The 21,038-nt window shown below is 61.5% G+C and carries 20 protein-coding genes and 4 tRNA genes; 15 read left to right on the top strand and 9 right to left on the bottom strand.

Going from position 1 to position 21,038, the window contains the following annotated elements; translation table 11 throughout:
- Positions 1 to 125 precede the first annotated feature (125 nt).
- The gene (gene trpS, locus VZC39_RS00215) at positions 126 to 1,139 is read left to right on the top strand and encodes a tryptophan--tRNA ligase (protein WP_434664858.1); all 1,014 of its coding nucleotides are present in this window, start codon (positions 126 to 128) and stop codon (positions 1,137 to 1,139) included.
- Here the strand turns inward: trpS and VZC39_RS00210 are convergent.
- Positions 1,118 to 2,077, bottom strand: a complete 960-nt coding sequence (locus tag VZC39_RS00210) for a LysR family transcriptional regulator (protein ID WP_349920482.1) — start codon at positions 2,075 to 2,077, stop codon at positions 1,118 to 1,120. The two genes, trpS and VZC39_RS00210, sit on opposite strands and share 22 nt — an antisense overlap.
- A gap of 91 nt (positions 2,078 to 2,168) precedes the next feature.
- On the opposite strand from VZC39_RS00210, the gene VZC39_RS00205 reads away from it, so the two are divergent.
- Complete coding sequence (locus VZC39_RS00205; protein WP_349920481.1) at positions 2,169 to 3,068, top strand: DMT family transporter; 900 nt, start codon at positions 2,169 to 2,171, stop codon at positions 3,066 to 3,068.
- The gene (locus tag VZC39_RS00200; RefSeq protein WP_349920480.1) at positions 3,053 to 3,214 is read left to right on the top strand and encodes a hypothetical protein; all 162 of its coding nucleotides are present in this window, start codon (positions 3,053 to 3,055) and stop codon (positions 3,212 to 3,214) included. The genes VZC39_RS00205 and VZC39_RS00200 overlap by 16 nt, the downstream gene beginning before the upstream one ends.
- Positions 3,215 to 3,342: 128 nt before the next feature.
- Here VZC39_RS00200 and VZC39_RS00195 read toward each other — a convergent pair whose 3' ends face one another.
- Entirely contained in the window at positions 3,343 to 3,804 is a 462-nt protein-coding gene (locus VZC39_RS00195) for a DUF6314 family protein (protein ID WP_434664856.1), read from the bottom strand.
- Between the two features lie 39 nt (positions 3,805 to 3,843).
- On the opposite strand from VZC39_RS00195, the gene VZC39_RS00190 reads away from it, so the two are divergent.
- Entirely contained in the window at positions 3,844 to 4,698 is an 855-nt protein-coding gene (locus VZC39_RS00190; protein WP_434664854.1) for a carboxylate/amino acid/amine transporter, read from the top strand.
- Positions 4,699 to 4,784: 86 nt separating this feature from the next.
- On the opposite strand, the gene VZC39_RS00185 is transcribed toward VZC39_RS00190, so the two are convergent.
- Together VZC39_RS00185 and VZC39_RS00180 are read right to left on the bottom strand one after the other, a co-directional pair.
- Positions 4,785 to 5,648 (bottom strand): sensor domain-containing diguanylate cyclase, encoded by an 864-nt coding sequence (locus VZC39_RS00185; RefSeq protein ID WP_434664853.1) that lies wholly within the window; start codon positions 5,646 to 5,648, stop codon positions 4,785 to 4,787.
- 150 nt (positions 5,649 to 5,798) lie between these two features.
- Positions 5,799 to 6,512: a 3-deoxy-D-manno-octulosonic acid kinase gene (locus VZC39_RS00180; protein ID WP_349920477.1), complete on the bottom strand. Its 714-nt coding sequence runs from the start codon at positions 6,510 to 6,512 to the stop codon at positions 5,799 to 5,801.
- Positions 6,513 to 6,660: 148 nt separating this feature from the next.
- On the opposite strand from VZC39_RS00180, the gene VZC39_RS00175 reads away from it, so the two are divergent.
- From VZC39_RS00175 to VZC39_RS00140, 8 genes are all read left to right on the top strand, one after another.
- Positions 6,661 to 7,743, top strand: a complete 1,083-nt coding sequence (locus VZC39_RS00175) for a glycosyltransferase family 9 protein (RefSeq protein ID WP_434664851.1) — start codon at positions 6,661 to 6,663, stop codon at positions 7,741 to 7,743.
- A 267-nt stretch (positions 7,744 to 8,010) separates the two neighbouring features.
- Positions 8,011 to 8,637 carry a guanylate kinase gene (gmk, locus tag VZC39_RS00170; protein WP_349920475.1) on the top strand — a complete coding sequence of 209 codons (627 nt, stop codon included), beginning with the start codon at positions 8,011 to 8,013 and terminating at the stop codon, positions 8,635 to 8,637.
- A gap of 79 nt (positions 8,638 to 8,716) precedes the next feature.
- Entirely contained in the window at positions 8,717 to 8,992 is a 276-nt protein-coding gene (gene rpoZ / locus VZC39_RS00165; RefSeq protein ID WP_005307060.1) for a DNA-directed RNA polymerase subunit omega, read from the top strand.
- A 131-nt stretch (positions 8,993 to 9,123) separates the two neighbouring features.
- Positions 9,124 to 11,241 carry a bifunctional GTP diphosphokinase/guanosine-3',5'-bis pyrophosphate 3'-pyrophosphohydrolase gene (gene spoT / locus VZC39_RS00160; RefSeq protein ID WP_349920474.1) on the top strand — a complete coding sequence of 706 codons (2,118 nt, stop codon included), beginning with the start codon at positions 9,124 to 9,126 and terminating at the stop codon, positions 11,239 to 11,241.
- A 135-nt stretch (positions 11,242 to 11,376) separates the two neighbouring features.
- Positions 11,377 to 12,111, top strand: a complete 735-nt coding sequence (gene trmH / locus VZC39_RS00155) for a tRNA (guanosine(18)-2'-O)-methyltransferase TrmH (protein WP_349920473.1) — start codon at positions 11,377 to 11,379, stop codon at positions 12,109 to 12,111.
- Complete coding sequence (locus VZC39_RS00150; protein WP_434664847.1) at positions 12,111 to 12,773, top strand: CatB-related O-acetyltransferase; 663 nt, start codon at positions 12,111 to 12,113, stop codon at positions 12,771 to 12,773. Before trmH ends, VZC39_RS00150 begins: the two co-directional genes overlap by 1 nt.
- Entirely contained in the window at positions 12,770 to 13,804 is a 1,035-nt protein-coding gene (locus VZC39_RS00145) for an alpha/beta fold hydrolase (protein WP_349920471.1), read from the top strand. The genes VZC39_RS00150 and VZC39_RS00145 overlap by 4 nt, the downstream gene beginning before the upstream one ends.
- Before the next feature lie 90 nt (positions 13,805 to 13,894).
- Positions 13,895 to 14,698: a Cof-type HAD-IIB family hydrolase gene (locus tag VZC39_RS00140; RefSeq protein ID WP_349920470.1), complete on the top strand. Its 804-nt coding sequence runs from the start codon at positions 13,895 to 13,897 to the stop codon at positions 14,696 to 14,698.
- 121 nt (positions 14,699 to 14,819) lie between these two features.
- Here VZC39_RS00140 and VZC39_RS00135 read toward each other — a convergent pair whose 3' ends face one another.
- The 5 genes from VZC39_RS00135 to VZC39_RS00115 all read right to left on the bottom strand — a co-directional run bounded on the left by VZC39_RS00135 (position 14,820) and on the right by VZC39_RS00115 (position 15,945).
- Positions 14,820 to 15,335, bottom strand: a complete 516-nt coding sequence (locus tag VZC39_RS00135; protein ID WP_349920469.1) for a ricin-type beta-trefoil lectin domain protein — start codon at positions 15,333 to 15,335, stop codon at positions 14,820 to 14,822.
- Positions 15,336 to 15,500: 165 nt separating this feature from the next.
- Positions 15,501 to 15,577, bottom strand: a tRNA-Pro gene (locus VZC39_RS00130).
- A gap of 59 nt (positions 15,578 to 15,636) precedes the next feature.
- Positions 15,637 to 15,722, bottom strand: a tRNA-Leu gene (locus VZC39_RS00125).
- 20 nt (positions 15,723 to 15,742) lie between these two features.
- Positions 15,743 to 15,818 (bottom strand) — tRNA-His (locus VZC39_RS00120).
- A gap of 50 nt (positions 15,819 to 15,868) precedes the next feature.
- Positions 15,869 to 15,945: transfer RNA gene (locus VZC39_RS00115), tRNA-Arg, on the bottom strand.
- A gap of 259 nt (positions 15,946 to 16,204) precedes the next feature.
- On the opposite strand from VZC39_RS00115, the gene VZC39_RS00110 reads away from it, so the two are divergent.
- Genes VZC39_RS00110 through VZC39_RS00100 form a run of 3 tightly spaced genes read left to right on the top strand, consistent with a single transcriptional unit; the run spans position 16,205 to position 20,994 of the window.
- Entirely contained in the window at positions 16,205 to 16,795 is a 591-nt protein-coding gene (locus VZC39_RS00110) for a TetR/AcrR family transcriptional regulator (protein WP_434664844.1), read from the top strand.
- Complete coding sequence (locus VZC39_RS00105) at positions 16,792 to 17,898, top strand: efflux RND transporter periplasmic adaptor subunit (RefSeq protein ID WP_349920467.1); 1,107 nt, start codon at positions 16,792 to 16,794, stop codon at positions 17,896 to 17,898. The genes VZC39_RS00110 and VZC39_RS00105 overlap by 4 nt, the downstream gene beginning before the upstream one ends.
- 15 nt (positions 17,899 to 17,913) lie before the next feature.
- Positions 17,914 to 20,994, top strand: a complete 3,081-nt coding sequence (locus tag VZC39_RS00100) for a multidrug efflux RND transporter permease subunit (RefSeq protein ID WP_349920466.1) — start codon at positions 17,914 to 17,916, stop codon at positions 20,992 to 20,994.
- The last annotated feature ends 44 nt before the right edge of the window (positions 20,995 to 21,038 follow it).

Below are 21,038 nucleotides of genomic sequence, written 5' to 3'. Positions count from 1 at the left end.
CTTAACAGGCGGCACTGCTTTTCTATGTGATATTTACGACAGAAAACACCGTGACCGCCGAGAGGCGGTCATTGTTTTTGTGTCCCATGTCGCCTCCCGGCCCACCCCCAACTGGAGAGAGTGACATGCATAACCCCATCATACTGACCGGCGATCGCCCCACCGGCAAACTGCACATCGGCCACTACGTCGGCTCCTTGCGCCAGCGAGTGGAAGCCCAGTCCCATTACCGCCAGTTCGTGATGATCGCCGACCTGCAAGCCCTGACCGACAACGGCCACAACCCGGCCAGGGTGACCGACAACGTGCTGGAGGTGATGGCCGATTATCTGGCCGCCGGTCTGGATCCCGCCCGTACCACCTTCTGCCTGCAGAGCGCCCTGCCCGCCCTCGCCGAGCTCACCTGCTACTACCTCAACCTGGTCAGCGTCGCCCGGCTGGAGCGCAACCCCACGGTGAAGGCCGAGATCCAGCAAAAAGGGTTCGAGCGCAGCCTGCCCGCCGGTTTCCTGGTCTACCCGGTCAGTCAGGCCGCCGACATCACGGCGTTTCGCGCCACCCATGTGCCCGTGGGGGAGGATCAGCTGCCCATGCTGGAGCAGACCAACGAGATAGTGCGCCGCTTCAACACGCTAGTCGGCAAAGAGGTGCTGACCGAATGCCAGCCGATCCTGAGCGACACCGGCCGTCTGCCCGGCATCGACGGCAAGGCCAAGATGTCCAAGTCCCTCGGCAACACCATAGAGCTCGGCATGTCGGCGGATGAGGTGAAACAAGCGGTGTTTTCCATGTATACCGACCCGAATCACCTCAAGGTGAGCGATCCCGGCCAGGTGGAGGGCAATACGGTGTTCGCCTATCTGGATGCCTTCCACCCGGACAAGGCCCTGGTGGCACAGATGAAGGCCCATTACCAAGGCGGCGGCCTCGGCGACATGCGTTGCAAGCAGGTGCTGAATGACTGCCTGCAGAGCCTGCTCGCCCCCATGAGAGCGCGCCGCCAGGCCGCCATCGCCGACAGGGGTCAGCTGCTGGCGCTGCTGCACAGGGGCACCCAGCAGGCCCGCACCCTCACCGACGAGGTGCTGGCCGAGGTCAAGGGGGCCATGGGGCTGGATTACTTCGCCGGGTTGCGCTGAGCCGCTGTGCCCAGGGCGGCCTCGCCGTAGCGTTCGAAGGCGAGCAGGTGCAGCAGGCTCTTGAACCAGCGGATCGCCTCGTCGTGGGCGCTCAAGGGGTGGCCCGCCATCAGGTAGACGATGGGGATGGCGGGTTCCAGCTGATGGAGCCGCAGCGGATAGTAGCGGCAGAAGTGGCGCCCGATCATCTCCGGCACCACCACCAGGTAGCGGCCGGTCGCCATCAGCTGGGGCACCGCCATGAAGCTCGGCAACCTGGCCCCCAGCTCCCGCGCCACCCCGAAGCGGGCCAGCCAGAGTTCCACCATGGCCTGACTGTGACCCCAGCTGGAGGTGTAGATATGGGGGCGGCTCACCAGCTCCTCCGGCCCCAGCACGTCCGGCAGAGCGCTGCCGAGCGGTGACAGACAGACCAGGGGATTGGTGAACCACTCCTCGCGCCACAAGCGGGGAGAGAGGTGATTGGCATCGGCAAAGCCGATCACCAGATCCAGCTCCCCCTTCTCCAGCTCCCGCTCATAGTCGCTGTTCGCCAGCTCGCACACCTCCAGCCGGCAGGCGGGCGCCAGCTGGTGCATGCGCTCCACCAGGGTCGGCACCAGGCCGTGCTCCACCGAGCCCGGGGTGGCGATGCGAAACACCCGCTGGGCGCTGGCGGGCTCGAAGCCCTTTGCCTGCCGCAAGCCCTGCTCCAGCATGGCCAGCGCCTGGCGCACCGGCCCCGCCAGCGCCTTGGCGCGATCCGTGGGCATCATCTCCCGCCGGCTCATCACGAACAGGGGATCGTCCAGCGCCTGCCGCAACCGGCCGAGGGCGTGGCTGACGGTGGACTGGGAAAGATGCAGCCGTTCGGCGGCACGGGTGACGTTGCGCTCCTGCATCAGCATATCGAACACGGTGAGCAGGTTGAGGTCGAGGCGGGAAAGAGGCTGTTCCATCGATAATGGCCATAGTCGGATGACGACAATTCATTTAAGGCATAGTAGCAGATTGCATAGAATGCGCGGGCAAATACCATCGGAGATTAAAATGCGTAGCTATCTGTTGTTGCTGGCGATCGGCCTGTTGTGGGGCTCCCAGTTCATCTTCATGCACCAGGCCGTGGCCGAATTGCCCCCCATCATGGTGGCCGCTATTCGCGCCCTGTGCGGCAGCCTGACCCTGGGTCTGCTCTGCCTGTTCATGCGTCTCAAGAGCGAGCACACCCGCTGGCGCACCTATATGTGGATCGCCCTGCTCGATGCCACCATCCCCTTCATCATGGTCGCCTGGGGTCAGCAATACGTGGACAGCGCCATCGCCGCCGTGGTGATGGGTTGTATCCCCTTTGTCACCATCTTGATGGCACCGCTGTTGGTTTCCGGTGAAAAAATCACCAAGGGTGGCCTGATCTCCGTGGTCATCGGCTTCATCGGCGTGCTGGTACTGTTCTGGCCGAAGCTCTCCAACGGTATGGATGCGGGCCTGCTCGGCGCCGTCGCCATCCTGTTCGGCGCTAGCTGCTTCGCCATCGGCCTGCTGATGATCAAGCGCTTTGCCAAGGATCACCCAGTAGTAGTAGCCCGCAACATCCTGATCTCCTCAGCCGTGCAGCTGCTGCTGGCAGCCCCCTTCGTCACCGATCTGGGCGCCCTCACCCTGCCGAGCAGTCAGGCCATCAGTGCCGTGGTGGTACTGGGTGTCTTCTGTACCGGTCTGGTCTACTTCCTCTACATGGCGCTGATCCAGAAGGCGGGTCCGACCTTCGCCTCCTTCAGCAACTATCTGGTGCCGCTGTTTGGCGTCATGCTGGGTGCCCTCTTCCTCGGCGAGCAGATCCAGTCCACCACCGGTGTGGCACTGGCACTGATCCTGGGTTCGGTCGCCCTCAACCAGTGGGCCCAGCAACGCCGCATCCAGCGGGAGGCGGCCCTATGTCAGGCATCCTGACCACCCTGTGTGGCGGTCTGGTGCTGATCGCCGGCTGGCAGTACAAGCACCGGCTGGCCGGGCTGCTCGGCCTGCTGATGCTGACCCTGCCCTGGCTGTTCGACAGCAAGCTGCAGGCCATGCTGAGCTACGCCCTGAGTGCCTGAGTGCTCCGTCTGATTGTGTGACCAGAGTGTATCTCTCTGTTTTTTGGGACCGTTTTAAAAAAAAACCTCCGATTTGTCCCTTCAACCGGCGCCCTGCGCCGGTTTTTTTATCCCTGCCTCCCGGCGCATCACACCCTGTAGCGATAGCTCAGTCGCTCGTTTTTGCGCGGGCCGGTGATCTGCCATCCCAGCAGAAAACCGTCGGCGGTCAGGGACAGCTCGGCGCTGTAGTGATCCTGCCCGCACAGGTGCGCCTCGGCAGTGAGCCAGCGCCCATCCGGCCCGGGCTGCAGCTCGAACAGCAACACGGGTGCCTCGTGGCGCAGATGGGAGAGGCTGACGCCCCCCTCGACGCGCTGCCACCAGAAGCTGTTGTGCATGGCAAGCGCCTTGCCATGCGGGGTGAGATAGCGCCCCTGCTCGGCAAACAACCAGCCTCCCCGATGATCGGTCACCTTCACCGCCCCCTCGCCCCGCCCATTCCAGTCGGTGGCGGATCCCGCCCCGTTACTCGCCTCGAAGGCAAATGATCCGATCTGTGGCAGCAAGCCCCATAAACGCTGGATCGCGACGTCCAACTCGGCCATCATAGCGCCCTCCAAATTGACAACTGACGACATTTCAATCACATGAACTACTTGATAGGGGTTACCCTGCTCTGGTCATTCTCTTTCAGCCTGATCGGGGTCTACCTCGCCGGCCAGGTGGATGCCTATTTCTCCGTGCTGACCCGCATCGCCCTCGCCAGCCTGGTGTTCCTGCCCTTCCTGCGCCGCCGCTGGCTGCGCCCCGATCTGGTGGCCAAGCTGATGGCCCTCGGCGCCATCCAGCTCGGCATCATGTATCTGTTCTATTACCACTCCTTCCTGCTGCTGACGGTGCCGGAAGTGCTGGTGTTCACCATCTTCACCCCCATCTACGTGACCCTGATCCACGATCTGCTGGAGTCCAGGTTCAAACCCACCTACCTGTGGGGCGCCCTGCTGGCGGTGCTGGGGGCGGCCGTGATCCGCTTCGATGGCCTGACCGAGAGCTATGTGATGGGGTTCCTGGTGGTGCAGGGGGCCAATATCTGCTTCGCCCTCGGCCAGGTCGGCTACAAGGTGCTACTGGCACGGGAGAAGGAGCAGCCGCCCCAGCTCGCAGTGTTCGGCTGCTTCTATCTCGGGGCCCTGGTGATTGCCCTGCCCGCCTGGTGGCTGCTGGGGCAACCCCAGTATCCCAACAGCAACCTGCAGTGGGGCATCTTGCTCTGGCTGGGGGTGGGGGCATCCGGGCTCGGCTACTTCCTGTGGAACAAGGGGGCGACCCTGGTCAGCAGCGGCGTGCTGGCCATCATGAACAACGCCCTGATCCCGGCGGGTCTGCTGGTCAACCTGGTGCTCTGGGGCAAGGATACCGATCTGCTCAGGCTCAGCCTGGGGGCCGTGCTGATGCTGGCTTCCCTCTGGATCTGCCAGCGCCAGCCGGTTCGTGGCACGTAGTGACAATGAGTCAACCGATGGGCCTGCTGATGCAGGCCCTCTTTTTACCCACCAGCCTCAGCCGGTGAGTGAGTACTGACTAAAAATCAGCCTACGACGGCGTTGTGCTCCCGTTTGGCCTGACCATGACAGGAGGCCAGACGCGCCAGCAGGTGATCTATCTGCTCGGCATTCTGGCTCTGTACCAGACCGATGCTGACGGTCACCGGCCGCTCCGGCAGCAGGCTGGCATCGGCGATTTCGAGGCGCAGCCGCTCGGCGATCTCCAGACCGCTCAGCCGATCGGTCTGGGACAGCATCAGGATGAAGCCATCCTCATCCCAGCGGGCGAAGGGGTCTTCCCGGCGCAGCTCGTGGCGCACGATGCGCGCCAGCTTCGCCATCATGGCGTCACAGGCCACCTCGCCAAACAGCTGCAGGATCTTGCTGCGGTGATCCACGGTGAACTGCAGCAGGCAGAAGCTGCCGCTCTCGCTGGCGAGCCGCTCATCCAGCAACAACTCGAAGTGACTGCGGCTCTCCAGCCCGGTGAGGGGATCCGTATCGTGACGACTCTCCTCCTGAGGCACCGCCGGGTCCAGGTGGCGCACCACTCCCAGCAGCTCCCCCCGGGCATTGCGGCGCACCCGCTCCTCCAGTCGCACATAGTGGCCCTGATGATGCAGGATGCGATACTCGAGGCGCAGCCCCTGGTTGTGCCCCGCCTGACAGGCCCGAATGGCGTCGGCCAGTCGGGTACCATCGTCCGGATGCACCCGCGCCAGCCAGCCGAGGTCATCCAGGGCATTGCCCTCCAGCCCCAGCAGTTGCAGGCAGGAGGGATCACGCCTCAACCCCTGCTCCGCCGACCAGGTCCAGATCCCGGCCTCCAGCATCGCCATCGCCTCTGTCATCAGGGACGCATCGAGCCGGGTCACGGCCTCTGTCCAGGGGGTCTCATACCTTTCCATCAATTGCCTCAATACCGGATTTGAATATCTGCTCAATAAGTAACATTGGCCCTTGTGCCGAGCAACCGTCTCGGCCCGCTTTTCCCTGTTCACCCGCCATCAACGCCAGCCGACCCGGCGTCACGCCACGGGGCCGCAAGGCTATCGGGTTCAGCCTGCCTTTCCCTGATAACCCTCCATCAGCGCCTGCCAGTTTTCCGGCACGAAATGGAAGCTGGTATGGAGCTGGGACTCCTTGTTGAAGGAACGCAATAGCCGCTCCAGATTGGCCTGCTGCCAGCTGCCCGGCGCGCGGATGGCGCCCTTGTCGAAATCGATCACCCACACCTTGCCCTCCTTGTCGAGCAGCAGGTTGTGGCTGTTGAGATCCGCATGATAGACGCCCGCATCGTGCAACTGCTTGATGGTCTTGCCGACCTTGTGCCACACCTCGCAGGGAATGGTGCCCTGCTTGAGCAGAGCCACCAGATCCTTGGCGCCACGAATGCGCTCGATCAGGATGTCGGCGCGATAGAAGGGTCCCTGCTTGGCCATGCGGGCCGCAAAGGGACGGGGCACCGGCAGCCCCTGCTCGCTCAGGGTCGCCAGCAGGCTGAACTCGGCCATGGCCCGGCTGGTCTCCACCCCTTCGAACCAGAAACGATCCCGCACCACCTTGCCCACCATGCCGCCCCGGTAATAGTGGCGCAGCACCAGATGACGGGACTCATCCTTCACGAACCAGGTCACCCCGCGGCCGATGGAGGAACCCACCACCTGTCGATGGGTCTGCCACCATGCCGGATCGAACAGGGCGGGAGAAGGGTCACGAAATACCCCTTCGGCATACCAGCAAGTCTGGTTCTGGACTGTCTGTGTCAACATTATCAAGGTTCCGATCGATAGTGAGCGCGGTGTGATGGGTGCGCACGTCCTGCAGGAGGGCCTGCCGGGCAGGGTTGGCGCAATTTTACAATCCACAAGGGAGTTTGCATAATGCCATCCATCCATTCTGCCACCCTTGCGCCACATCATGCCGTTGTTCCAAACGCCACCATCCTCCCTCTGCATCCTGCGGCTCTCCGCCATCGGAGACTGCTGCCACGCGCTGGCGCTGGTACGCGTCATCCAGCGGGAGTGGCCTGCAACCCGCATCACCTGGATCACCGGGAAAATCGAAGCGAAACTTTTTGCCGACCTGCCCGGGGTGGAGGTCATCGCCTTTGACAAAAGCAAAGGCTGGCGTGGCTATCGCGAGCTGTGGCAGCAGCTCAAAGGACGCAGGTTCGATGCCCTGCTCCACCTGCAGGCCGCCCTGCGTGCCAGCATCGCCACCCTGGGCATCAAGGCCGACATCAAGCTCGGCTTTGACAAGGAGCGCGCCAATGATGGTCAGTGGTTGTTCACCAACCATCGCGTGCCTTCTCCCGATTCTCCCCATGTGCTCGACGGCTTCCTCGCCTTCGCCAGGGAGCTCGGCATCCGGGACCTGACCCCGGACTGGCAATTGCCCATCAGCCAGGAGCATCTGGCCTGGGCCAGGGAGAAGATCGCCGGCAAGCCCACCCTGCTCATCTGCGCCGCCGCCAGCAAGGCGTTCAAGAACTGGACCGCGCAAGGCTATGCCGATCTCGCCGATCACGCCGCGGCCAAGGGTTTTCAGGTCTATCTGTGCGGCGGCCCCGCCAAATTGGAGCGAGACCTGGCCGCAGAGATCCAGCAACTCAGCCAGAGCAAGCCGGTGGATTTGGTGGGGCAGACCAACCTCAAGCAGTTGCTGGCACTGATCAAGGAAGCCAGCCTGGTGCTGGCCCCGGATACCGGCCCCACCCACATGGCGACCCTGGCGGGCACCCCTGTCATCGGCCTCTACGCCCATCACAACCCGGCCCGCACCGGTCCCTATCTGTGCCGGGAGCACGTGGTCAGCGTCTATCAGGAGCAGATCGAACAGGAGACCGGCAAGCCGCTGGCGGAGCTCGACTGGCGCACCCGCCTCAAGGATCCGGACGCCATGGGCAAGATAAGCAGCGATCGGGTCATCGCCGCCTTCGATCGGATCTGCGCTGTCCACGGGTTGCCGAACGGGCAAAAACTCGAAAATCCCGAGGAATGAGGCAGGGATAACCTGCTGGCCGTCCCTGTCCGATCGAGGCAGAATCCCGCCTTGTGGGTAACGCTCCCGCAGCAAGCTACGAATACTTTGATCGGCTGGAATATGATTCCGGCCGTTTTTTTATCCGCCACCATCTGCTAAAATTCGCCGCCTTTACATCCTACCGGCTCCAACTTTTCCGCGTTTTGTGAGCGACTGTCTCCCTCTCGGGCACAAGACGGCGGCCTCTGCTACAACCAAAACACGGCAACGCTTAAAGGTACAGACATGGCGCAACAAGGCACCCTCTATATCATCTCCTCCCCGAGCGGGGCGGGTAAGTCCAGCCTGCTCAATGCCTTGCTGACCCAGCATAACGACGCAGGCAAGATGCAACTCTCCGTCTCTCACACCACCCGCGCCACCCGCCCGGGGGAAACCCACGGGGTGCACTACCACTTCGTGGCGGTGGACGAGTTCAAGACCCTGATAGAGCGCGGCGATTTTCTGGAGTGGGCCGAGGTGTTCGGCAACTACTACGGTACCTCCCGCGCCGCCATCGAGGCCTGCCTTGCCCGGGGCATCGACGTCTTCCTCGACATCGACTGGCAGGGTGCCCGCCAGATCCGTAAACAGATGCCGACCAAGTCCATCTTCATCCTGCCCCCGAGCCGGGAAGAGCTGGAGCGTCGCCTCGTCGGCCGCGGCCAGGACAGCGCTGAGGTGATCCGTGGCCGGATGGAGAAAGCCATTGCCGAAATGGTGCACTACGACGAGTATGACTATGTCATCATCAATGAAGATTTTGAGCAGGCACTGTTCCAGCTCAGAGCCATCATCGAGTGCCAACGGCTGGAATTGCACCAGCAGCAGCAGGCCCAACAAAACTTGCTGCAACAGCTACTGGCAGAATAGGCCAAAAACAAGTAAACTTTTGCGTCATTTTTAAACACCGCTTTTTTAAACCGAGAAAGCCCAAACACTGGAGTCCTGCATGGCACGCGTTACTGTAGAAGATGCTGTAAAACAGGTAGGTAACCGTTTTGACCTGGTGCTGGTCGCCGCGCGCCGCGCCCGTCAAATCGCGGTACAAGGTAAAGATCCCCTGGTCGACGAAGAGAACGACAAGCCGACCGTGATCGCCCTGCGCGAAATCGAACTGGGTCTGGTGAACAACCAGGTGATGGACACCCAGGACCGTTACGAGCAGCAAGAGCAGGAAGCCGCCGAGCTGGCTGCCGTTGCTGCCATCGCCGAAGGTCGCGGTTAAGTTATCTTGCCGGTCGGCCCCCGCCCGGGTGCCGACCGCTCTCCCCCATTTACAACCGCTCGAAAACCTCGCAAACTCAGGGGCATACCCTCAATTTCACGGATTGCCGTATCACCGCTGCGGGGACTGTCTTGTATTTATTTGAAAACCTTAAAGAAATAGCCAGTTCCTACCTGCCATCCGAGCAGGTCGAGAAGCTCAGGCAAGCCTATGTGGTGGCCCGTGACGCTCACCAGGGACAGATGCGTTCCAGTGGCGAGCCCTATATCACCCACCCGGTTGCCGTCGCCCGTATCCTGGGGGACATGCGTCTCGATCACGAAACCCTGATGGCCGCGGTGTTGCACGACGTCATCGAAGACACTCCCGTCACCAAGGACGATCTCGCCGAACTGTTCGGCAATGCCGTGGCCGAACTGGTGTCCGGCGTCTCCAAGCTCGACAAGCTGAAATTCCGCGATCGCAAAGAGGCCCAGGCCGAAAACTTCCGCAAGATGATGATGGCCATGACCCAGGACATCCGGGTCATCCTGATCAAGCTCGCCGACCGCACCCACAACATGCGCACCCTGGGCTCACTGCGCCCGGACAAGCGTCGCCGCATCGCCCGCGAGACCCTGGAGATCTTCGCCCCCATCGCCAACCGCCTCGGCATCCACACCATGAAGAACGAGCTGGAAGAGCTCGGCTTCGAGGCGCTCTATCCCATGCGCTCCCGGGTACTGCGGGAATCCGTGCGTCGCGCCCGTGGCAATCGCCGGGAGATCATCGACTCCATCCACAGCGAGATAGAGGGACGACTGCGGGAGGCCGGGATCGACTGTCAGGTAAGCGGTCGGGAGAAGAACCTGTTCTCCATCTACAACAAGATGGAGAAGAAAGAACTGCAATTCCATGAAGTGATGGATATTTATGCTTTCAGAGTACGAGTGAAAGACATAGATACCTGCTACCGGGTGCTTGGGCAGATGCACAGCCTCTACAAGCCCCGCCCCGGTCGCTTCAAGGATTACATTGCCATTCCCAAGACCAACGGCTATCAGTCCCTGCACACCTCCCTGGTCGGCCCCCACGGGGTGCCGGTGGAGGTGCAGATCCGCACCGAATTCATGGATCAGATGGCCGACAAGGGGGTTGCCGCCCACTGGGCCTACAAACAGGATGGCGACAGCTCGGGCACCACGGCCCAGATCCGCGCCCAGCGCTGGATGCAGAGCCTGCTGGAGCTGCAACAGAGCGCCGGCAGCTCGTTCGAGTTCATCGAAGGGGTCAAGACGGACCTGTTCCCCGACGAGATCTACGTGTTCACCCCGGAGGGCCGCATCATGGAGCTGCCCGCTGGCGCCACCCCGGTGGACTTCGCCTACACGGTACACACCGACATCGGCCACGCCTGCGTCGGCTCCCGGGTCGACCGCCACCCCTATCCGCTGAGCAGCCCGCTGCACTCGGGCCAGACGGTGGAGATCATCACGGCCCCCGGTGCCCGCCCGAACGCGGCCTGGCTCAACTTCGTAGTGACCACCAAGGCCCGCTCCAAGATCCGCCAGTTCCTGAAGAACCTGCGTACCGAAGAGTCCGTGGTGCTGGGTCGTCGCCTGCTCAACCACGCCCTGGGTGCCAAGAACATCGAGGACATCCCGGAGCCGCGCATCAAACAGGTGCTGGCCGATACCAAGCACGAAAACCTGCAGGGCCTGCTGGCCGATGTGGGGCTTGGCAACGCCATGAGCGTCATGGTGGCGCGCCGCATGCTGGGGGATGAGCTGCCGCCGGAAGAGCAGCCGAAATCCACCAGCAAGAAGATGCCGATCAAGGGTGCCGACGGCATGCTGGTCACCTTCGCCAACTGCTGCCGCCCCATCCCGGGGGATGCCATCATCGCCCACATCAGCCCGGGCAAGGGACTGGTCATCCACCAGGAGTCCTGCCGCAACATCAAGGGCTACAGCCGCGAACCGGACAAGTACCTGCCGGTGCAGTGGGAAGTGGACAAGGAGCAGGAACAGGAGTTCCGCACCGGCATCAGCATCGAGATCATCAACCACCAGGGTGCGCTGGCGGAGCTGGCCAACGTGATCGCGGCCACCGGTGCCAACATCCACGCCATCAGCACCGAGGAAAAGGATGGCCGTGTCTATCTGGTCACCCTGCTCATCACCACCCAGAGCCGGATCCACCTTGCCAACATCATGCGCAAGATCCGGGTGATGCCCAACGTGCTCAAGGTGAGCCGACAGAAGAACTGAACACAGGCGGCGCGAGCCGCCTGCTGCTTTTAGAGAGACAACCCATGACCCCCGAACGTGGCGCGGACAGGCTGGCCATGTGCCTGTCAGCCTGCATGGGAAGACGTCCATCAGCCCCATTCGATAGAAACTGACATGACACCTGAACGCTTTAAACGGATCTCCGACATGCTGGCCATGCGCCAGCTCGACCTGACCGTCTGCATGGAAGAGGTCCACAAGCCCCACAACCTGGCCGCCATCGTGCGCACCGCCGACGCCATCGGCATCCATCGGGTGCACGCAGTCTGGCCCAAGACCTGGATCCACAAGCGCAAGGGCACGGCCCGCGGCAGCCAGAACTGGGTGGATGTAAAGCTGCACCCGGACATCGGCAGCGCCGTCGGCGAGCTGAAGGCGGCCGGCATGCAGATCCTGGCGACTCACCTGTCGGAGAGCTCGGTGGACTTTCGTGCCATCGACTACACCCGTCCCACCGCCATCCTGGTCGGGCAGGAGAAACACGGCATCGGTGACGAGGCGCTGGCCCTGGCCGATCACCATATCGTCATCCCCATGGTGGGCATGGTGCAGTCCCTCAACGTCTCGGTGGCCGCCGCCGCCATCCTGTACGAGGCCCAGCGCCAGCGGGAGCTGGCCGGTTGCTACCAGCGCGGCTGCCCCTTGAGCCTGGAGGAGCAGAACAGCATCCTGTTCGAGGGGGGCTACCCCATCTATGCCCAGCTCTGCAAAGAGAAAGAGATGCCCTACCCCCAACTCGGCCCGGCGGGCGAGATCCTGGCGGACGACGCCTGGTGGCAACAGATGCAACTGACCCGCAAGGGCTGGGCCGCCGCCCAGCAAGAAGATGAATCATGGCAGGAGGAGTGATGGAGAACCCGTTCGGCAGCTGGCTGGAGTCCCAGGTCATCCGGAATCACCTGACCAATCCCAATATCGAGGCGGGTGACTACAGCTACTACTCCGGCTACTACCACGGCAAGCCGTTCGAGGATCACTGCGTACGCTACCTGCTGGGAGACGGTTCGACCCGCGCCAGCTGGGAGAGCGGCATCTGGGGTGAGGTGGATCGCCTCATCATCGGCAAGTTCTGCTCCATCGGCTCCGGCGCCACCTTCATGCTGGCGGGCAATCAGGGCCACCGGATGGACTGGGTTTCCACCTTCCCCTTCGATGCCGCCCGTTTCGGTGATGGCGCCCAGAGCGGTTTCCAGCGCAAGGGGGATACCCGGATTGGCAACGATGTCTGGATAGGCTCGGAAGCCATGATCATGCCGGGCATCCAGATCGGCGATGGCGCCGTCATCGCCAGCCGGGCCGTGGTGACAAAAAACGTGGAGCCTTACACCATAGTGGGCGGCAACCCGGCCAAACCTGTCCGTCGCCGCTTCGGCGATGAGCAGATCGCCCTGCTGCAGGCCATGCAGTGGTGGGACTGGCCCCTGCCCCGACTGCAAGCGGCCATGCCCCTGCTCTGCGCCGGCGATATCGCTGCCCTTCATCAACATTGGCTGCAGGAGTGCACCCCATGAAATTACTGCCCTTGCTGGCCCTGACCCTGTTTTCTGCCGGAGCCCTCGCCGTGAACAACCCCTATCAGCTGACCACCGAGGCCGAAGTGCCTGCCCTCCACCAGCAGACCCTGCCGACCTTCTGGCAGGAGCACGCGGCCCCGGGAGAATTCAAGGGCAAGAACGGAGTCAGCATCCGCTACGTCGCCCTGCGCCAGCCCAAGGTGGACAGAGCCATCCTCATCGTCAACGGCCGGGTCGAGAGCTACCTCAAGTATCAGGAGCTGGCCTGGGATCTGTGGCGCCAGGGCTACAGCCTCTACCTCATCGATCACCGTGGCCAGGGGCTCTCCGGCCGCCTGCTGAAAGACCCCGAGAAGGGTTATGTGGCGGACTTCGACGACTATGTGCAGGATCTCAAGCAGTTCCACGACGAGGTCGTGCTGGCGGACAAACCCGCCAAGCTGTTCCTGCTGGCGCACTCCATGGGGGGCGCCATCTCGGCCCGTTATCTGGAGCGCTGGCCGGATGACATCCAGGCCGCCGTGCTCTCCTCCCCCATGATGGGCATCAATCTCGGCGGCATCCCCAAGTGGCTCGCCAAGGGGTTGGCCGCCACCATGGACACTGTGGGCAGCTGGTGGGGAGAGCCTCCCTACGGTCCGGGTCAGGGGGGTTATGTCTCCCACGAGTTTGCCGACAATGGCCTGAGTCACAGCACTGCACGCTACCAGGCCTTCCGTGAGCTCTATGAGCAGTACCCCCAGATCAAGCTGGGCGGTGTCACCGCCCACTGGATCCGGGAAGGCATCAAGGCCGGGGATGAGGCCGTGGCACAGGCGGATCGCATCAAGACCCCGCTGCTGCTGATCCAGGCCGGGGATGACGGCATCGTCGACAATGAGGCTCAGGACCGCTTCTGCGAGCGGGCCCGCTGTGAAGGAGGCAAACCGCTGCGCATCCTGGGGGCCTGGCACGAGCTGTTCATGGAGGCGGATCCCCAGCGTATGCCTGCACTGACCGCGACCCTGGACTTCTTCGATCGCTTCTAAAAGCGGTTATTTTTTGTATCCCTAAATAAATGGGGTGACGCAGGACGCTGGGGTACACTGCCCCGGCGTTCCATTCATGCCGAGGTAAAGATGTTCAAGGTAGTCGTATCCGATCTCGATGGTACCCTGCTCAACAAGCAGCACCAGATCTCCCCCCGCACCCGTGACACCCTGCACCGCCTGGTGGATCAGGGGATCAAGTTCGTGGTTGCCACCGGTCGCCATCACGTGGACGTACGCAGCATCCGCGATGCGCTGGGGCTGGATATCTACCTCATCACCTCCAATGGCGCCGTGGTGCACGACAAGCAGGACCAGCTGGTCTACAACCAGGCACTGCCGGCCACGGTGGCGGCCGAACTGATCGCCCTCGAGCGCGATCCCTCCATCCATATCAACGTCTACTACGGCGACGAGTGGCTGGTGGAAGAGGAGCTGCCCTGGTTGCTGCAATTCCATCATGACTCCGGCTTCACCTATCGCCTCGCGGATCTCGCCAGCCACCCCACCGACAAGGTCAACAAGGTGTTCTACATCGGCGAGCACGAGAAGCTGCTGCAGATAGAGGCGAACCTCAACCAGCATTATGGTGATCGGCTCAACGTCACCTTCTCCCTGCCGGACTGCCTCGAAGTCATGCACGCCGGGGTACACAAGGGCAATGCCGTGCGCGCCGTGCTGGAACAGCACGGGCTGGAGATGTCCCAGGCCGTGGCCTTTGGCGATGGCATGAACGACTTCGAGATGCTTAGTATGGTGGGCCGCGGCGTGGTGATGGGCAATGCCCACGATCGCCTCAAGCGGGCCCTGCCAGAGCATGATCAGACCCTGAGCTCGGACGACGATGGGGTTGCCGTCTATCTGGAGAAGCTGTTCGCACCGAGCCTCGCCTGAACCGGCGATGCCCCAGATATGCAGAAGGGTGACCCAGGGTCACCCTTCTTGTATTCAGCCCCCCGCCCCTGTTGCCTCGTACCAGGCGTTGTCGGCACGCCATGCCAAAGGTGGGTCAATCTCACCAGGCCAGCTTGGGCAAGCCCAGGTTGTCCAGCAAGCCTCCCTTTTGCTTCCACTCGAAGCTCTGGTTCGCACCGCCATAGCACTCCGCCAGACGCAGCGGGGTGCCTGGCTGATGACGGCGGCCAGCCACATCCAGACAGAGGGACAGCTGACGGTTGAACAGCCGATCCGCCTGCCACTGCCACTGATGGCTGTCATCCCGGCAATCCGCCACGCCGAGTTCGTCATCCCCCCTGGCGATCAGGCAGCCCCGGGCCAGTTGCAGCGCCCCGGCATCCCAGTCGAACTCCTGCCGGGTACCCTGATCGCAGTCCTGTGTCAGCAGGGTATTCTGCTCGCTCAGCGTCACACAAAAGCCACCGCTGGTGATCAGATTTGCCATAGTGGTTTTCTCTGCCTTGGGGGCTGCCCCCAGCAGGATCGCATCAGGATCGGGTTGCAAGGTGGTGCACCCACCCAAGGTCAGGGTGAGCAAGGCCAGCAGGCCGGATTGTCGAGTCATGTGCTGCATTGGATAAGTGCCTGAAGCGGGGCCAGGGTGACCGCCGGCGCGTGAATCAGGCCCCCAGCATAGCGAATTCGATGCGCGCAGGCGCCAACAGAAGTGTAAAGAGACGTGACAAAGTGGGCGGAGGCCGGAAAAGCAAAAACCCCGCCTAAGCGGGGTTTTCAAATGTGGTCGGTGATAAAGGATTCGAACCTTTGACCCTCTGGTCCCAAACCAGATGCGCTACCGGGCTGCGCTAATCACCGATGGGGTATTTCAAAAACACAAAGATGACCTCATGGTCACCTTCGTCATACAGCAAGTATGGTGCGAAGAGAGGGACTCGAACCCTCACACCCGGGGGGCACTAACACCTGAAGCTAGCGCGTCTACCAATTCCGCCACCTTCGCGTACCTGACAAGCTGTAAAATGGGGTGGCTGATGGGGCTCGAACCCACGACAACCGGAATCACAATCCGGGACTCTACCAACTGAGCTACAGCCACCACAGCTGTTTTGTTCCACAACAACGCCCGTTTAACTGGCGCACGTTTGATGGTGCGCCCGACAGGATTCGAACCTGTGACCTCTGCCTCCGGAGGGCAGCGCTCTATCCAGCTGAGCTACGGGCGCTACGCTGTCGAACGGGGCGCATTATTGATGATGGCGCCGGCCTTGTCCACTGTTTTTTCATCCCCTTGAATCAACCGACTGTTTTTCCATCGTTTTGTGCAGTTTTATAGCTTTTCTACACCTCCTCGGCCGGAATCGTCTTCAGTCGACCCACTTTTGTCGACTTATCGTACCGGGAACTTCTCCCCTCCCCTTGACTTGCCCACTTCTCAATCTAGAATGAATGAACGTTCATTCAGCCGTTGCAATCGGAAGAGTCATGGATAAGAAAGAGCGCATTTTCGAGGCAGCGCGCGAAGTCCTCGGCGAGCAAGGCTTCTTCGGCCTTTCCATCGCCGTGGTCGCCAAGAAGGCCAATGTGGCGGCGGGCACCATCTATCGCTATTTCAGCGACAAGGATGACCTGATCCGCCAACTGTACAAGCACACCATTCTTCAGTGTCATCCTCTAGTCATGGAGGGTGTGCAGATAGAGGACGTGTCATTTCGGCAGTATCGGCGCCTGTGGTTCAACATAGACGCCATCTTTATCAACACCCCCAACGCACTGAAATGTAAATTGCAGTACGAAAGTTCTCCATTGGGGGCTGAATTAGAACAGGATCCGGTCATAATGGCGGCATGGGCGCCGCTTGAAAACTTTTTTGAACAGGGTCGCCAACAAGGATTGTTTATCGATCTACCCGTCCCGGTGTTGCAGACACTGAGTCTGGATTGTGTGGCCAACCTGGCGCAGTTGCGCCGGGCACACCCATTTGAATTAACGCAAGAACAGCTGGAAACCGTGATAAGAGCCAGTTGGAATGCCATTTTAAACCCTCAAATTTCCACCACAGGAGCCTGTTCATGAAAAAGTGGATGGCCATCATGTTACTGATAGCACTCGTTCTGTTCGGCAGTGTCATCGGTTTCAATATGTTCAAGCAGAAGAAGATTGCGGAATTTCTGGCCAGCCGCCCCGAGCCCGAGTTCCCGGTGACCGCCATGGTGACCAAGGCACAGGATTGGGTGCCGACCATCGAGGCTATCGGTTTCATCGAGCCCAACCAGGGGGTGACCCTCTCCAGTGAACTGGCAGGCACCATCGACAACATCAGCTTCGAGTCTGGCGCCCATGTGAAGCCGGATCAGCTGCTGTTGAGCCTGGACTCCAGCGTGGAAAAGGCCAACCTGAAATCGTCCCAGGCCAGGCTGCCGGCGGCGCGCGCCAAGTTCGAACGCTACCAGAACCTGTACCAGAAGAACTCCATCTCCCGGGACCAGCTGGATGACGCCGAGGCCAGCTATCGCTCGCTCGAAGCCGATATCGAGAGCCTGAAGGGCACCATCGCCCGCCGCGAAGTGCGCGCCCCCTTCGGCGGCGCCGTGGGTCTGCGCAACGTCTTCCTCGGCCAGTACCTGGAACCGGGCACCGAGATTGTGCGACTGGAAGACACCAGCGTGATGCGTCTGCGCTTCACCGTGCCCCAGACCGACATCTCCAAGATTTCCCTCGGCCAGACCATCAAGATAGGGGTGGATGCCTACCCCAACGACCAGTTTGAGGGCCAGATCACCGCCATCGAACCCGCGGTCAACTACCAGAGCGGTCTGATCCAGGTGCAGGCAGCCATCCCGAACAACAGCGGCCAGCTCCGCTCCGGCATGTTTGCCCGTGCCAGCATCATCTTGCCGACGGTCAAGGAGCAGATCGTGATCCCGCAGTCCGCCATCTCCTTCACCCTGTATGGGGAGAACGTCTACATCATTCATGAAGTGGAGGGTGCCAAGCGTGCCAAACAGGTCGTGGTCAAGGCTGGTGAGCGTCGCGGCAACGATGTCCATGTGCTGTCCGGCATCAAGGCTGGCGATGAAATCGTGTTGTCGGGTCAGGTTCGCCTGAGCAACGATACCAAGGTGCACGTGGTCAAGAACGATGCCCTGGCCGTTCCGGCACAAACCCCGATGCTGTAAGCGCGGAGATCTACGATGCGATTTACCGACATATTCATAAAACGGCCGGTGCTGGCAATCTCGATCAGCTTCCTGATCGCCTTGCTGGGCTTCCAGGCCATTTTCAAGATGCAGGTGCGGGAATACCCCGAGGTCACCAACACGGTGATCACGGTCAGTACCAGCTACTACGGGGCCAGCTCGGATCTGATCCAAGGCTTCATCACCCAGCCGCTGGAGCAGGCGGTCGCGCAAGCCGACAACATCGACTTCATGACCTCCTCAAGCCAGCTGGGCAGCTCCACCATCACTGCCTACATGAAGCTCAACACCGATCCCAACGCCGCGCTGTCTGACATCCTGGCCAAGGTCAACTCGGTGCGCTCCCAGTTGCCCAAAGAGTCGGAAGACCCGTCGGTCACCTCCTCTACCGGCTCCACCACGGCGGTGCTCTACATGGGCTTCACCAGCCCGGAGCTGAACTCCAGCCAGATCACCGACTACCTTGAGCGAGTCATCAAGCCCCAGCTGTTCACCGTGGGCGGGGTCTCCAAGATCGACATCTACGGCGGGGTCGAATTTGCCCTGCGGGTATGGCTGGATCCGGCCAAGATGGCGGCCTTCGATCTCACCGCAAGCGACGTGATGACGGTGCTCAACAGCAACAACTATCAGTCGGCCACGGGTCAGGCGACCGGTTACTTCACCCTGTTCAACGGCAACGCCAAGACCCAGGTCGAGAGCACGGATGAGCTCAAGCGACTGGTGGTGGCCACCCGTGACAGCAAGGTGATCCGTCTCTCCGACATCGCCAAGGTGACGCTGGAGAAGAGCCACGACATCTATCGCGCCAGTGCCAACGGCAAAGAGGCCGTGGTGGTCGCCGTGAACGCGGCCCCGACTGCCAACCCCATCACCATCGCCCACGATGTGCTGGAATTGCTGCCGGACCTCAAGCGCAACATGCCGAGCACCCTGCAGACCAACGTGCTCTATGACTCCACCATCGCCATCAACGAGTCCATCCACGAGGTTATCAAGACCATACTGGAGGCGGCCGCCATCGTACTGGTGGTGATCACCCTGTTCCTGGGATCGTTCCGGGCCGTCATCATCCCCATCATCACCATACCGCTCAGTCTGATCGGCGTGGTCATGATGATGGACATGTTCGGTTTCTCCATCAATCTCATGACCTTGCTGGCCATGGTGCTGGCGATCGGCCTGGTGGTGGATGACGCCATCGTGGTGCTGGAGAACGTCGACCGGCACATCAAGGAAGGGGAAGAGCCCTTCAGGGCCGCCATCATCGGCACCCGGGAGATCGCCATCCCGGTTATCGCCATGACGGTCACCCTGGCCGCCGTGTATGCGCCCATCGCCCTGATGGGGGGCATCACAGGCTCCCTGTTCAAGGAGTTCGCGCTGACGCTGGCAGGGGCGGTGTTCGTCTCGGGCATCATAGCCCTGACCCTCTCCCCCATGATGTGCTCCAAGATGCTCAAGGCCAACGCCAAGCCGAACAAGTTCGAGAGCACGGTGCACCATCTGCTGGACCGGATGACGGATCGCTACGACCGCATGCTGCATGCCGTGATGCAAAAGCGCATCGTGGTGGTGGTGTTCGCCGTCATCGTGTTCGCCAGCCTGCCGCTGCTGTTCAAGTTCATCCCCAGTGAACTGGCACCGTCGGAAGACAAGGGGGTCATGGCGGTGCTGGCGACGGCACCCTCCAACGCCAACCTGGATTACATCGAAAACACCATGAACGATGTGAACAAGATCCTGGATGAGCAACCGGAAATCGCCTATGCCCAGGTCTTCTCCGGGGTGTTCAACTCCAACCAGGCGTTCGGTATTGCGTCCATGGTGCCCTGGAGCGAGCGTGAGGCAAGCCAGAAAGAGGTGCTGGACAGGGTCGCCGGTCTGGTGACCGACATCCCGGGCATGGCCATCACCACCTTCCAGTTCCCCGAGCTGCCGGGTGCGTCGAGCGGTCTGCCCATCCAGTTCGTCATCACCACCCCGAACAGCTTCGAGAGTCTGTTCCTGATCGCGGGTGAGATGCTGTCGGCCACCCAGGCCAACGGTCAGTTCGTCTATTCGGATCTCGATCTGAACTACGACTCGGCCACCATGAAGATCAACATCGACAAGGACAAGGCCGGTGCCTACGGCATCACCATGCAGGACATCGGCACCACCATGGGCACCATGATGGCGGATGGCTACGTCAACCGTATCGATCTGGATGGCCGTTCCTACGAGGTGATCCCGCAGGTGGAGCGTAAATTCCGTATGAACCCCGAATCCATGAAGGGCTATTACGTGCGCGCCGCCGACGGCAAGTCGATCCCGCTTGGCAGCCTGATCAGCATCGAAATCAAGGGGGAGCCACGTGCCCTGCCCCACTTTAACCAGCTGAACTCCGCCACCATAGGCGCCGTACCGGCACCTGGCGTGGCCATGGGGGATGCGATCAACTGGTTCAAGGCCACCGCCGAAGAGAAGCTGCCCCAGGGCTATCGCTACGACTTCATGGGGGAGGCTCGCCAGTTCGTGACCGAAGGCAATGCCCTCTACGCCACCTTCGCACTGGCACTGGCCATCATCTTCCTGGTGCTGGCCATCCAGTTCGAGTCCATTCGTGACCCTCTGGTCATCATGGTCTCGGTACCACTGGCCATCAGCGGTGCCTTGATCGCGCTGGCCTGGGGATTGGCGACCATGAACATCTACTCCCAGGTGGGCCTCATCACCCTGGTCGGTCTGATTACCAAACACGGTATTCTGATCTGTGAGGTGGCCAAGGAGGAGCAGCTGTTGCACGGTCTGAACCGGATGCAGGCGGTGATGCAGGCAGCCAAAGTGCGACTGCGCCCCATCCTGATGACCACGGCGGCCATGATCGCGGGCCTCATCCCGCTGCTCTACGCCTCCGGCGCCGGCGCGGCACAGCGCTTCAGCATCGGCATCGTCATCGTCGCGGGCCTGGCCATCGGTACCCTGTTCACCCTGTTCGTGCTACCGGTGATCTACACCTTCCTGGCTTCTCAGCACAAACCGCTGCCGGAATTCGATGAATCCATCCCGGCCAAGGCGAAGGGCAACCACTGATCCAGCATTAATATCAAAAAGGCCCCGAAAGGGGCCTTTCTTAT

The sequence above is a fragment of the Aeromonas sp. NJAU223 genome, from assembly GCF_051125555.1.
GTDB classification, from domain to species: domain Bacteria; phylum Pseudomonadota; class Gammaproteobacteria; order Enterobacterales; family Aeromonadaceae; genus Aeromonas; species Aeromonas veronii_G.
Note: the sequence above shows the minus strand (reverse complement) of the source record. Positions and strands in the feature narration are given on the sequence as shown.

What these genes read in the sequence shown, in the direction of transcription:
- VZC39_RS00145 (WP_349920471.1), top strand. Translation starts at nt 12,770, where the DNA reads ATGAAATTACTGCCCTTGCTGGCCCTGACCCTGTTTTCTGCCGGAGCC.
- VZC39_RS00205 (WP_349920481.1), top strand. Translation starts at nt 2,169, where the DNA reads ATGCGTAGCTATCTGTTGTTGCTGGCGATCGGCCTGTTGTGGGGCTCC.
- VZC39_RS00200 (WP_349920480.1), top strand. Translation starts at nt 3,053, where the DNA reads ATGTCAGGCATCCTGACCACCCTGTGTGGCGGTCTGGTGCTGATCGCC.
- VZC39_RS00180 (WP_349920477.1), bottom strand. Translation starts at nt 6,512, where the DNA reads ATGTTGACACAGACAGTCCAGAACCAGACTTGCTGGTATGCCGAAGGG.
- VZC39_RS00185 (WP_434664853.1), bottom strand. Translation starts at nt 5,648, where the DNA reads ATGGAAAGGTATGAGACCCCCTGGACAGAGGCCGTGACCCGGCTCGAT.
- trmH (WP_349920473.1), top strand. Translation starts at nt 11,377, where the DNA reads ATGACACCTGAACGCTTTAAACGGATCTCCGACATGCTGGCCATGCGC.
- VZC39_RS00100 (WP_349920466.1), top strand. Translation starts at nt 17,914, where the DNA reads ATGCGATTTACCGACATATTCATAAAACGGCCGGTGCTGGCAATCTCG.
- trpS (WP_434664858.1), top strand. Translation starts at nt 126, where the DNA reads ATGCATAACCCCATCATACTGACCGGCGATCGCCCCACCGGCAAACTG.
- VZC39_RS00135 (WP_349920469.1), bottom strand. Translation starts at nt 15,335, where the DNA reads ATGCAGCACATGACTCGACAATCCGGCCTGCTGGCCTTGCTCACCCTG.
- VZC39_RS00150 (WP_434664847.1), top strand. Translation starts at nt 12,111, where the DNA reads ATGGAGAACCCGTTCGGCAGCTGGCTGGAGTCCCAGGTCATCCGGAAT.
- VZC39_RS00140 (WP_349920470.1), top strand. Translation starts at nt 13,895, where the DNA reads ATGTTCAAGGTAGTCGTATCCGATCTCGATGGTACCCTGCTCAACAAG.
- rpoZ (WP_005307060.1), top strand. Translation starts at nt 8,717, where the DNA reads ATGGCACGCGTTACTGTAGAAGATGCTGTAAAACAGGTAGGTAACCGT.
- VZC39_RS00105 (WP_349920467.1), top strand. Translation starts at nt 16,792, where the DNA reads ATGAAAAAGTGGATGGCCATCATGTTACTGATAGCACTCGTTCTGTTC.
- gmk (WP_349920475.1), top strand. Translation starts at nt 8,011, where the DNA reads ATGGCGCAACAAGGCACCCTCTATATCATCTCCTCCCCGAGCGGGGCG.
- VZC39_RS00110 (WP_434664844.1), top strand. Translation starts at nt 16,205, where the DNA reads ATGGATAAGAAAGAGCGCATTTTCGAGGCAGCGCGCGAAGTCCTCGGC.
- VZC39_RS00195 (WP_434664856.1), bottom strand. Translation starts at nt 3,804, where the DNA reads ATGATGGCCGAGTTGGACGTCGCGATCCAGCGTTTATGGGGCTTGCTG.
- VZC39_RS00190 (WP_434664854.1), top strand. Translation starts at nt 3,844, where the DNA reads ATGAACTACTTGATAGGGGTTACCCTGCTCTGGTCATTCTCTTTCAGC.
- VZC39_RS00175 (WP_434664851.1), top strand. Translation starts at nt 6,661, where the DNA reads ATGCCGTTGTTCCAAACGCCACCATCCTCCCTCTGCATCCTGCGGCTC.
- VZC39_RS00210 (WP_349920482.1), bottom strand. Translation starts at nt 2,077, where the DNA reads ATGGAACAGCCTCTTTCCCGCCTCGACCTCAACCTGCTCACCGTGTTC.